Annotated in this window: 6 protein-coding genes and 2 pseudogenes; 4 read left to right on the top strand and 4 right to left on the bottom strand. The window is 61.1% G+C overall.

Features of this window, described 5'->3' with window-relative positions:
- Together Q427_RS32830 and Q427_RS25995 are read left to right on the top strand one after the other, a co-directional pair.
- A pseudogene (locus Q427_RS32830) lies at nucleotides 1-285 on the top strand (hypothetical protein); the annotation flags it as partial.
- 177 nt (nucleotides 286-462) lie between these two features.
- A pseudogene (locus Q427_RS25995) lies at nucleotides 463-4,410 on the top strand (hybrid sensor histidine kinase/response regulator).
- 95 nt (nucleotides 4,411-4,505) lie between these two features.
- Here Q427_RS25995 and Q427_RS25990 read toward each other — a convergent pair.
- Nucleotides 4,506-5,168 carry a LuxR C-terminal-related transcriptional regulator gene (locus Q427_RS25990; RefSeq protein WP_043518335.1) on the bottom strand — a complete coding sequence of 221 codons (663 nt, stop codon included), beginning with the start codon at nucleotides 5,166-5,168 and terminating at the stop codon, nucleotides 4,506-4,508.
- A 406-nt stretch (nucleotides 5,169-5,574) separates the two neighbouring features.
- Here Q427_RS25990 and Q427_RS25985 point away from each other — a divergent pair, with 406 nt between their 5' ends.
- Nucleotides 5,575-6,096, top strand: a complete 522-nt coding sequence (locus tag Q427_RS25985; protein ID WP_043518333.1) for a ferritin-like domain-containing protein — start codon at nucleotides 5,575-5,577, stop codon at nucleotides 6,094-6,096.
- A gap of 97 nt (nucleotides 6,097-6,193) precedes the next feature.
- On the opposite strand, the gene Q427_RS25980 is transcribed toward Q427_RS25985, so the two are convergent.
- The 3 genes from Q427_RS25980 to Q427_RS34890 form a co-directional block, all read right to left on the bottom strand.
- Nucleotides 6,194-8,245, bottom strand: a complete 2,052-nt coding sequence (locus tag Q427_RS25980; protein ID WP_043518331.1) for a CocE/NonD family hydrolase — start codon at nucleotides 8,243-8,245, stop codon at nucleotides 6,194-6,196.
- A gap of 17 nt (nucleotides 8,246-8,262) precedes the next feature.
- Entirely contained in the window at nucleotides 8,263-8,781 is a 519-nt protein-coding gene (locus tag Q427_RS34895; RefSeq protein ID WP_231613929.1) for an ATP-binding protein, read from the bottom strand.
- Nucleotides 8,782-8,843: 62 nt separating this feature from the next.
- Entirely contained in the window at nucleotides 8,844-9,551 is a 708-nt protein-coding gene (locus tag Q427_RS34890) for a hypothetical protein (protein WP_231613928.1), read from the bottom strand.
- Between the two features lie 331 nt (nucleotides 9,552-9,882).
- Here Q427_RS34890 and ligD point away from each other — a divergent pair, with 331 nt between their 5' ends.
- A complete protein-coding gene (gene ligD, locus Q427_RS25970; RefSeq protein WP_043518329.1) occupies nucleotides 9,883-12,435 on the top strand; it encodes a DNA ligase D in 2,553 nt (850 codons plus the stop codon).
- Nucleotides 12,436-12,443: the final 8 nt, after the last annotated feature.

Here is a 12,443-nt window from a genome sequence, read left to right as displayed (position 1 = left end):
TGGCGCCCCTGGACGTACTTCTTCCCCATGACCATCGCCCTCAACGTGGTGGATCGCAGCAGCATGGTGTCAAGGGAGGCCGACGACCAACAGCTGGTGGAGTTCATCCTCTATCGCTTCGAGAAGGATTACGTGGACCGCTTGACCCATCAGGCATTCCTGATGAACTGCACCTCACAGGAAAAGCTGCCGCTTATCGGCGAAGAACGCGAACCCCGCTTCTCTGCCCTGCGTAGCGTCGATAGCGATACGCTGCTGTATCAGGCGGTCTGTCGCGACACCTGATCCCCAAAGGCACCTATCCATCGCCGGTTTGCCCTCCGTAAGCCGGCCATCTCGCTCCTGACACCTGCCTTCCTGCCGCCCTTTCCTGCTGAACTTTCCCGCCACCCGTTCATCGACTGACTGCCCTACTGGACGCCATTGCCATAGAATGGTCCGCAGATCCGAGGGAGAGAATACATGTTCGCCGGTTGGCAACTGATCGCCGTTTCGCTGCTCTATATCGCCGTGCTATTCGCCATCGCCTGGCGCGGCGATCGCCATGCCCGCAAGCACGGGGCGAGCCGCCGCCGGCCCATCATCTATATCCTGGCACTGGCCATCTACTGTACCTCCTGGAGTTTCTATGGGGCGGTCGGCCAAGCCGCCACGGCCGGCTGGTCCTTCGCCAGCATCTATATCGGGCCCATTCTGACGTTCCTGCTGTTCTGGCCGGTGCTGGCCAAGATGATCCGTGTCGCCAAGCGACAGAACATCACCTCCATCGCCGACTTCATTGCATCGCGCTATGGCAAGGCACAGTCGCTGGCGGCCTTCGCCAGCCTGGTGGCTCTGGTCGGCACCCTGCCCTATATCGCCCTGCAGCTGAAGGCGGTCTCCACCTCCTTTGCCGTCCTCACCGATGCCACGGACATTACCCGTACCCCACTGTTCGCCGATACGGCCTTCTTCGTCGCCATCGTCATGGCCGCCTTCGCCATCCTGTTCGGTACCCGGCATACCGACGCCACCGAGCACCACGAGGGCCTGATCCACGCCGTGGCCTTCGAGTCACTGGTCAAGCTGCTGGCTTTCCTGGTCCTCGGCGCCTACGTGACCTGGGGGATGTTCGGCGGTCTCGGGGACCTGCTGGGCCGGGCCGACAGCCAACTGGAACTGCAGCGACAGCTGGCCGACCAGGACTTCGGCCGCAGCTTCTGGGCCCAGACCCTGCTGGCAATGCTGGCGATCTTCTGCCTCCCCCGACAGTTCCATGTCGCTGTCGTGGAGAACACCCACCCCGATGACGCCTCAAATGCACGCTGGCTGTTTCCACTCTACCTGGTGGCCTTCGCCTTCTTCATCCTGCCAATCGCCGCCGCCGGCCTGGCCATGTTCCCCGACGGCTCGGTGGAGCCCGACACCTTTGTGCTGGCGCTACCCATGGCCGCAGGGAACCAATGGCTGACCCTGTTCACCTATATCGGCGGCTTCTCGGCGGCCACCGGCATGGTGATCGTGGCCACGGTGGCGGTATCGATCATGATTTCCAACGAGATCGTGATCCCGCTGCTGTTCAGGCTGCGCTGGCTGGACGCCCGGCCCCGGGACTATGGTCGCCTGGTGCTCCAGGTACGGCGCATCACCATCTGCGTCATCCTGGCGCTGGCCTATGGTTTCTACCACCTGATCGGCGAATTCAGCTCGCTGGCTTCGATCGGCATGCTCTCGTTTGCCGCCGCCGGTCAATTCGCCCCGGCCATTCTAGGTGGCCTCTACTGGAAGCGTGGCAACCGCCTGGGCGTCATCGTGGGCATGAACGCAGGCTTCGCCATCTGGCCTATAGCCTGCTGATGCCCGCCTTGATCCAGGGCGGAGTACTGCCGCCTCACTGGATCGATGGCGGCCCCTTCGGGCACCCCTGGCTCACCCCCACCGCCCTATTCGGACTCAACTTCGGCGATAGCTTCACCCATGGCGTGATGCTCTCCCTCGGGGTCAACCTGTTCTGCTACATCTTCGTGTCCCAGATCACTTCGCAGCGTGTGGTGGAACGGATCCAGGCCTCGCTGTTCGTGGACAGCGTCGAGACTCGCCAGACCTCCGTCAATCGTCCCTGGACCGGCGCCACCACGGTCGGTGACCTGAAGGTGCTGTGCGAACGGTTCCTGGGCGCCAAGCAGGTACAGCGTGCCTTCGACGACTATGCCCGGCGTACCGGGAAGCCACTGGAGGATGGCGCACGCGCTTCCATCGACGTGATCCAGTTCACCGAACGCTTCCTGGCCTCGGTGCTGGGGGCGTCGTCGGCGCGAATCGTGGTCAACTCTGCGCTGCAGGGACGCGGCATCGGTATTTCGGACGTCATCTCCATCGTCGACGAAGCGTCACAGGTACTCGAGTTCAATCGTGCCCTGCTGCAGGCCACCATCGAGAACATCAACCAGGGCATCAGCGTGGTGGACCAGAACCTGCGCCTGGTGGTCTGGAACCAGCGCTATCTGGAGCTGTTCCGCTTCCCGGACCACCTGATACGGGTCGGCGCACCCATCGACAAGATCTTTCGCTACAACGCCCACAACGGCGAATATGGCCCCGGCGACCCGGAAGAGCACGTCCAGTTGTTGATCGACAATATCCGCGACGGACAGCCACACCGCTATGTCCGCTATCGCCAGGACGGCAGCGTGCTGGAGGTTCAGGGCAACCCCATGCCGGGGGGCGGTTTCGTCTACACCTACCAGGACATCACCCAGCAGAAGCGCATCGAGGAAGCGCTGATCCGCTCCGAGAACAATATTCGTATCTACACCGACAACGTGCCGGCACTGATTGCCTACTTCGACAAGGAGTGCCGCTACCTCTTCACCAACCGCGCCTATGAGCAGGCCTTCGGTATCGACCGTAACGAAGTCATCGGTCAATCGGTGGACACGGTAATCACCGACGAGATGGCCCGGGAGCGGGCGCCCTGGATTCGCCGAGCACTGGCCGGAGAGCGGGTCAGCTTCGAAGTCTCCATGCAGGGTAGCGACGGCATCCGCTATATGCTGGTCACCTATACGCCACACTTCGGTGACAGCGGCGCCATACTCGGCTTCTTCGCCCTCTACCAGGACATCACCGAGCGCCGCGTGGCGGAAATCGCCCTCAAGGAGACCAACGAGACGCTCGAGGAGCGGGTCCGCGAGCGCACCCAGGCGCTTTCCGAGGCCAACGCCGCCCTGCGCCAGGAGAACCGGGTCCGCGCCGAGGCCGAACTCGCCCTGCGCCAGGCCAAGCAGGTGGCCGAGGACGCCAACGCCTCCAAGACTCGCTTCCTGGCAGCGGCCAGCCACGATCTGCTGCAGCCGCTGAATGCCGCCCGTCTCTTTACCTCGGCGCTCTCCCAGGAAGACGTGGCCGCGGACATGCGTCGCACCATCGGCCATATCGACAACTCGCTGCAGGCCGCCGAGGAGCTCCTGGGCACCCTGCTCGATATCTCCAAGCTCGATGCCGGCGCGCTGACCCCGCGACGCAGCCACTTTGCCCTGGCCGATATCCTCCAGCCGCTGTATGCCGAGTTCGCGGTCATGGCCGAGGACCGTGGCCTCGACCTGCTGATGGTACCGACGAACCTGTGGGTCGACAGCGACCCGCAGATGCTGAGGCGCATCGTCCAGAACTTCCTGTCGAATGCCATTCGCTATACCCAGGAGGGGCGGGTACTGCTCGGCTGCCGTCGCCAGGGGCAACGGCTCTCCATCGAGGTGTGGGACAGCGGCCCAGGCATACCCGAGTCCAAGCAGTCGGAGATCTTCCAGGAGTTCCGTCGACTGGACCAGACAACCCGCCACAAGGAGAGCGAGAAGGGGTTGGGGCTAGGCCTCTCCATCGCCGACCGCATGAGCCGGGTACTCGATCATCCGATACGGGTCCGTTCGCGTGAGGGGTATGGCACGGTCTTCTCCGTCAGCGTGCCGGTGGTGGAGGCACGCCCTATGGAGGCGATATCGGAGCAGGCCGTTGCGCGTCGTGCCGGCAACAAGCTCGCCGGCACCCGCATCCTGTGTATCGACAACGAGACACTCATTCTGGAAGGCATGAAGGCGATGCTCTCAGGGTGGGGGTGTGATGTGCTCACCGCCACCAGCATCGGTGGTGCCAAGTCAATCCTGCGCAATCTGGACGGTGAACCGGATGCCATCCTGGCCGACTACCACCTGGACAATGAGGTCACCGCTGATGGCCCTGGAAGCATTGAGCGAACGCCTCGAGGGCGCCGTGCCGGGCATCGTGATCACCGCCGACCGCACCGAAGAGGTGGCCGAAGTGATCCGTCGCTCGGGCTACCACCTGCTGCAGAAGCCGGTGCGCCCAGCCGCCCTGCGCGCCCTGCTGACMCGCACCCTGCAGGCCAGTCGTGCCGCACGCCAGGAGGGTTGAATGCACGATGTGCAGCATCAAAAAGCCGCCGAGTGCTGAGCATCCGGCGGCTTTCATTGGCGTTCACACTAACGTTCAGGCCAAGTGCTGGTCGCTCAGGACTCGACTCTAGGCGGCTCCACCTCGAGCTTCTGAGCCGCGATCACCGCCTGGGTGCGTGAGTGCACGCCCAGCTTTCGCAGGATGGCCGTGACGTGGGCCTTGATAGTCGCCTCGGAGACGCTCAGCTCATAGGCAATCTGCTTGTTGAGCAGGCCCTCGGTGAGCATGTTGAGCACCCGGAATTGCTGCGGCGTCAGCGAGGCGATGGCTTCGGCGAAGCGCGTCTCCTCCTCGTTGGAATCCCCCATGGAGTCGGCCAGTTCCTTGGGAAGCCATACCTCACCGTCCAGGATCTCGCCCACCGCCTCTGCTATCAGTGCCAGGGAAGAGGACTTGGGGATGAAGCCGGAAGCCCCATAGTCGATTGCCCGACGCACCACGTAAGGTTCGTCACTGCCGGACACCACTGCCACCGGGATATCTGGAGTCTGGCCACGCAGCTGGATCAGTCCGGAGAAGCCATGAGCGCCGGGCATGTGGAGATCGAGTAGAATCAGGTCGGCATCGGGATGGCGTGTTACCACCTCATTGGTCGCCGCCATGGTGTCGGACTCGACGATTTCGGCCTGGGGCGCCAGTTGGCGCAGCGCCTGGGTCAGGGCTGCACGGAACAGCGGATGATCATCGGCAACGATGAATTTCTGGGCAAACGCCATGGATTCTCCTCCGGTTCCTCGAGCAGTGGGCACAGGGCCGACTCACTGGGCTCATCTATCAATGACAGCATGTTACCCCATGCGCCAGCGCTTTCCCAAGCTCATGGCCATATTTGTCAACAATCACTCTACCGAGGTCAATTCCATCAACTCTAGCCACCTCTTGGCGGGGTTGACACCTTCTCTTTCACTTCGTCACCGCATCTATATTGAGAAGCCGCTAACGCTGCGACTACCTTGACTCAGGCTTGGCCATATCACCGTCCCTGCCGCGTACCGCACAACGCGGCGGCCGCTCAAGTGTCGTCGATAACAGACACTAAAAGCAGAGGCCAAGTTCACGATACAAGGACGACATCGGTGTCTGCCTCTTGAACGAACGAAGAGGCAGCGAAAGGAGGCAAACATGGTAGGTACTCAACCACAGACCCCGAAGCATCTGGAAGATTGGCTGCGTGATGCCCACGCCATGGAAAAGCAGGCCGAGAAGATGCTGGAAGCCCAAGCGAGCCGCCTGGAGCACTATCCCCAGCTCAAGACACGCATCGAGCAGCATCTCGAAGAAACACGCGGCCAGACCGAAAAGATCGAGGAGTGTATCTCGCTGCTCGGCGCCGATACTTCGGCGGTAAAGGACCTTGGCGGCAAGATGGCTGCCTTCGGTCAGGCCATGGGTGGCATGATGGCGGGCGACGAAGTGGTCAAGGGCGGCATGGCCAGCTACGCCTTCGAGCACTTCGAAATCGCCAGCTACAAGGCCCTTATCCAAGCGGCAGAGAAGGCCTCCAAGCCGGACATCGCACGGATCTGCGAAGGGATTCTCAAGGAGGAAGAAGCCATGGCCCAGTGGCTGGCCGAACACCTCGACGATACCACCCGAATGTTCCTGGAGCGCTCGGAGGACGGAGATCTGCGCGCCAAGACCTGATGACTATTTCCGATTCGCTCATCCTCTAGCCACGCGATCTGCCCCGAGGACCTCCCCGGGGCTTTTCCACTTTCAAGCCAATCTTTACGCTCCTGAGCTACATATTGTCCCGCGGGATGACGCGCTCCCAGTTCTTGGAGAAGACCCGGTAGTCTTCTTCATAGGCATCGAGCTGGGCATGGATATGAAAGGTCGTCTCCGTACAGCTCAAGACGGTGCGCGTATAAACCTCGACGTTCCAGTCATCGCGCTTGAACGAACGCTCCGTATAGGTTTCGCCCCGCGCCGAGGTAAAGTCATCATTTGTGGTGGTATACCACTCACGGGTACTGCGGCGTACCTCCGTGCCGATGTCGTCGATGCGAAAGTGGCCCTGATCGTTTACCACCTCCAGCACCGACTCCTTGGTGGCCAGGTCACGGTGAAGCAACCAGTTGTGTTCACTGCTCTCGAAGGTCGTCGTCTCAAGCCGTGGCGCTTCCTCAGGCGGTTTGAAAGCCTCCATTCTGGCATCTTCCGCCACGGGTGTTCGCACCGGCAATACGAGGCTGCACTTCGAGGGGTAGATATCCACCTGCACCGGTTCAGGTGGCAGCCAGGCCAAAGGCCAATACGACGTCGAGACCGACACCCGGATCTGATGGCCGGCCGGGAAGCGCTGGGCGATGCCGTTCAGCGGTATGGTGACGCGATAGCGCTGATGAGGCACCAGCGGCTCGGGATGGGCATCGCTGTCGCGGTGGGACAGGTTGAGCAGACCATAGGTAACACGGGTCGCCTTGCCATCGGGAGCCACGTCCGAGAGCCGCACCGCCAACATCGCCTGTGGCTTGTCGGCGGCAAGCTCCAGTTCCAGCGACGGCACCCCGAAGATATCCAGCGATTCCTGAAGCACACGGCTACTGAAGACGAGCGAGCCGCCGTCCTCTTCCCGCTGGTCGCCCGGCAGATCGGGGGTGGCCGCATAGGAGCACCACTTGCCGGCGAACAGCCCGACACTCAGCGGCGATTGGAGCGCCAGGGCCTCCCCCTGCCCTTCCCGATGGGGCTGTTGCCGGGTTTTCTCCTGCCCTTCCCCCAGCCCTAGGGTATAGGGCGCCAGTGCGTATCGCTCCAGCGAGATATTCTTCGAGGGCCAGCCCGGCTCGCCGATCCAGCGTCCCGGCCGTTCGTCATAGGAGGTATCAGGAGGCACACTATCCTGCTGCCAGGCGCGCAGCATGGGCTCGTCCATGATCCCGTTGTCCTTGCCCTTCAGCCAGTAGTCCCACCAGCGAACCGCCTCCTGCAGAAAACCGATGGCGGGGCCAGGCAAGCCCTGGTGGGGATACTTGTGGCCCCAGGGACCGATGAGCCCCTTGCGGGGCACTTCCAGGTGCTCCATCAGCCGCAGCACCGTGTTGGTGAACCCGTCGGCCCACCCCCCGATTGCATAAACCGGGCATTGAATGGCCGAGTAGTACTCACACACCGAACTGGTTGACCAGTATTCGCTGCGACGCTGGTGCTCGAGCCACGGCTCCAGCCATAAGCCACTGTTTTTCATGCGGTCGAACCACATATCACGCCAACGATCCCCAACGATCGCCGGGTCGGGCGGCAGCGTATTGAAGGCGAACATCACGGTAGCCTCGGAGAGGTTGTCACCAAGCAGGCAGCCTCCCATGTAGTGCATGTTGTCGGCATAGAGGTCATCACTGGAACAGAGACTGATGATGGCCTTGAGCGCCGGCGGCTGCTTGGCAGCCACCTGCAGGCTATTGAAGCCACCCCAGGAGATGCCCATCATGCCGACATTTCCATCACACCAGGATTGCTCGGCGATCCATGCGATGACATCGACACCATCCTCCTGCTCCTGCTGGGTGTATTCGTCGGTGAGTACACCATCCGAATCGCCGCTACCTCGCATGTCGACACGAACACAGACATAGCCATGCCCCGCCATGTAGCCATGGTTCGGCTTGTCCCGGCCACGTGTGATATCGCGCTTGCGATAGGGGATGTACTCCATGATGGCAGGCATCGGCGTCCTCTCGGCCTCTTCCGGCAGCCAGATACGCGCCGCCAGCCTGGCGCCATCCCGCATCGGGATAAAAACATTCTCTATCTCACGAACCTTGCAGGGAAATGAATCAATGATTTCCACGATTCCTCCTTCCGGGTTCATTCGATGGGTTCGATATCGAACTTGAGCGCCTCCAGGCATTCCAGATAACGCTCTTCGATCTGGTCGTGGTCTTCCCCCGTGACATATAGCGTCCCCAGGCGATAGCTGAAGCTATCCTGGTGCATGAGATCGCCCAGCCGCATGCCAGGCTCCATATCTATGCGGACCTTGGTGCCCGGAAAGCGGTGCTGAAGAGCCTTTATCTCCTCATCATCCGGGACTTTCTTGACAATACCGTCCCTGTGCTTATAGGGGATATAGCATTTGGCGGCGACCGGCGAAAGCCCTTGACGGTTAGTTAGTGATGGGCGCTGACCAAGAGCAATGTCGATGGCAACTTCATGATTTGACATGCCATCCACCATGATGAATATTTCACTATGCGATTGAGATATCCTGGTATTCACCTCAATCAACCACAGCTTATCCTTCTCTTCATCCCACATGAATTCGACATTGAAACATCCATTGTCATAGCCAATATATTCAAGAAAACGCTTGCTGACATCGATCATTTTACGGTGCACAGTTTCCGGGAGGTTGCTGGGATACTCCAGCCGATCCCAAGGCGAATCACTCAGCTCGCTACTGGCTGAGAAATGATGCCATGAACATTGAACTCACCGCGAAATACCGTGCCTTCAGGCGCAGCCTGAACACCGGAAACGATCTCCTCGGCAATGCAGGAATTACCGTCCATTTTTGCAATTTCCGGCGGGAGATCAACATACTGGAGTGCTTCGTTGAACGGGTCCCCCAGCTTCCTTATTCCCGAGCGAATTTCTTCAATGGCGTCATAAAATTGCGATGCATCTTCGATCTTGAAGCCGAGATGGGACGAGAACGCCTTGACGGGCTTGATCCAGAAAGGGTATTCCAGAGTTACCTGTTCAAGCGGATTTTCCGAAAAAGGATCGACCCCACAGAACTTCGGCACCACTTCCGGAACCACTTCAACCTGTTCCAACCGGCTCCAATATTTATGCTCACACTTCAGCACGCTTTCTACAGAAGGGGAGGGAATGTTATATTCCTTGCATAGAATAGGGACCATGACACTGGTAGGAAAATCCCATTGCGCCAAAATGGCATCGACGGAACCATTGAAGTTTATCAACTCCTTTCTCACATCACTCAGCAGCTCATTGAACGAAAAATGATCCGACTCCACGGCGGTGGCGACGTCAAGCAAACCATGCACTTCGAAATCCTTTGAATGGCGAAGGGTCTCCAGCTCTTTTCGCTGCTGCTCCTCCAAGGCAATGATAAAAATATTACGTTTCATTCCGTCTCTCTCCATGATGACAACCTGATGGGCCGGCACAACCCCTTGTGCTCCTCCCTTCAAGATAAGAAGCCGGCCGCAAAGGTTCCATGGAAAAGACGTTTCTTTACTTTTCAAACCCTTTAAAACACAAAACTTATAAAAACAGCAACCTATGGCGGTCTTCAATAACCGCCGATGCCCGTTTTTTCATGGCATTGGCACTGCTTCGAGGCTTAGCTAGGCTATTAGAAAGAAGTCAGCGGTTCGATGTGGTATGACCAAGCCGCTGCAAGGATGGGCATGCCCAAGGACAATCCGGCTTCAGGATAGAAGCGATAGGACAGAGGCGATGGAGAAGCTCAAGGAGTATCGGCGCAAGCGAGATTTCGGGCAGTCCCGTGAGCCAGCCGGCTCAGAGCAGTCCGATGAGAGTTCGGGTAACAGGTACGTCATGCACAAGCATGCGGCGAGTCACGACCATTTTGACCTGCGTCTGGAGCAGGATGGCGTACTCAAAAGCTGGGCGCTGCCCAAGGGGCCAAGCCTCGAGCCCGGTGAGAAACGCCTGGCTGTCGAGGTCGAGGATCACCCCTTGGAGTATGCCGATTTCGAGGGTGTCATTCCCGAGCAGTCTTACGGCGGCGGCACCGTCATGCTGTGGGATCGCGGCACCTGGCAGGTCAAGGGCAAGTCAATGAAGGATCGCCTCGACATCGTGCTCGACGGCGAGCGCCTCAAGGGTAGTTGGACCCTGACCCGCATGAGCGGCAAGCGCCAGGACAAGCACGGGCGCAACTGGCTGCTGATCAAGCGCCGTGACGACAGGCCGCGCATGGATGATTCCCTGACGGTCGAGCTCGACGCCAGCATCGCCAGCGGACGCACTATGCAGGCCATTGCCGAGGATCGCGACCACACCTGGGGATCTGCCGATGACGCCGACGAGACCCACGGCACCCTACCCGACCCCAGCCGCCTCGAGGGCGCACGCAAGGCCAGACTGCCGAAAGAGGTGAAGCCACAGCTCGCCACCCTGGCCCGCGAAGTGCCCACCAAGGGCGACTGGATCCACGAGATCAAGCTCGACGGCTATCGCCTGCTCGCCCGCATCGAGAACGGCGACGTGTCCCTCGTCACCCGCAACGGCAAGGACTGGACCCACCGCTTTCCCGACATCGCCCGGGCGGTCGCGCCGCTACCGGTAGGCTCAGCGCTGCTCGACGGCGAGGTGGTGGCCATGGGCAAGGACGGTGTCAGCCGCTTCGGCCAGCTGCAGGAGGCACTGAGCAGTGGGCGCTCGTCCGCCCTCGTCTATCAACTCTTCGACCTGCCCTATCTCGAGGGCCACGACCTCTCGAACGTCGCCCTGCTGGAACGCAAACGCACCCTGGTGGCGTTGCTTGATTCAGCGGGGCTGCAAGCGGGCACCATCCGCTATTCGGAGCATATCGACACCCAGGGTGAAGCCTTCCATGAGCGCGCCTGCCAGATAGGGCTGGAGGGCATCATCTGCAAGCGCGCCGACAGCCGCTACCAGCAGAAACGCAGCCGCGACTGGCTCAAGGTCAAGTGCGTCAGCCACGAGGAGTTCGTGGTTGGCGGCTACACCGCCCCCGGCGGCTCTCGCAGCGGCTTCGGCTCGCTGCTGATGGGCGCCTACGGCAAGCAGGGGCTGGTCTATGCCGGCCGCGTGGGCACCGGCTTCAACAACCGTTTGCTCGAACGGCTGAGTGCCACCCTGCAGGAGCTCGAAGTGGAGCATTCGCCCTTTCATGACAGCGTGCCGGACAGTCGCTCGGCGCACTGGGTGCGCCCCGAGCTGGTGATCGAGGTGGAGTTCACCGAACGCACCCGCGACGGCCGCTTGCGCCATCCGGCCTTCCGCGGCCTGCGCGAGGATCGCAACCCGGAGGAGATCCGCATGACATCGACCAAGGAGATGGCTGCCGAAGACGCTCCGAAAAAAGATGACAAGGCGAACAAGACGACCACTTGCAGCCACAAGAACGAGACTTCGCTGCTCGGCATACGCCTCACCAGCCCCGACCGCGTGCTGTTTCCCGAGCAGGGCCTGACCAAGCTCGACCTGGCGCGTTTCTACGACCAGATCCAGGAGTGGGTCCTGCCCCACCTGGTGCGGCGGCCGCTGTCGCTGGTGCGCTGTCCCCAGGGCCGCAACGACGAGTGCTTCTTTCAGAAGCACCCCCGCCGTGCCATTCCCGACAGCGTGCCGCGCATCGACGTACCCGAAAAGAAAGGCAGCGCCGAGTATGTCTACCTCGAAACCGCCGCCGACCTGGTGGGGCTGGTGCAGGCCGGCGCGCTGGAGATCCACCCCTGGGGCAGCCGTATCGACGACCTCGAACGCCCCGACAGCCTGGTATTCGACCTCGACCCGGATGAGGGCATGGCCTGGAAGGAAATCCTGCGCGTCGCCGGCACGCTGCGCGAGCGCCTGGAATCGCTGGGGCTTACGCCGTTCGTACGCACTACCGGCGGCAAGGGGTTACATCTGGTCGTGCCGCTTGAACCCGCGGCCGGGTGGGATCAGGCCAAGGCCTTCGCCAAGGGTGTGGCCGAAGCCCATGCCAAGGACGATCCCCAGCGGCTGACCACCAACATGTCCAAGGCCAAGCGTGAGGGGCGCATCTTCATCGACTATTTGCGCAACGGCCGTGGCGCCACGGCGGTAGCCTCCTATACGGTGCGTGCCCGCGAGAATGCCCCGGTGGCGGTTCCAATCCGCTGGGACGAGCTCAACGCGGCGCTGCGCGCCGACCGCTACAACGTCGAGAACCTGCGCCGCCGGCTCTCGGCACTGCGAGAAGATCCCTGGGGCGGTTTCAGCGATGCTGCACGCCCGCTGGATGCCGACTTGCTCAAGCGTGTCGGTGTGAAATAGGCCGCAAT

It is taken from the genome of Halomonas sp. BC04 (assembly GCF_000568385.1).
The sequence above is the reverse complement of the archived record's forward strand: the minus strand, read 5'-3'. Positions and strand labels throughout refer to the sequence as shown.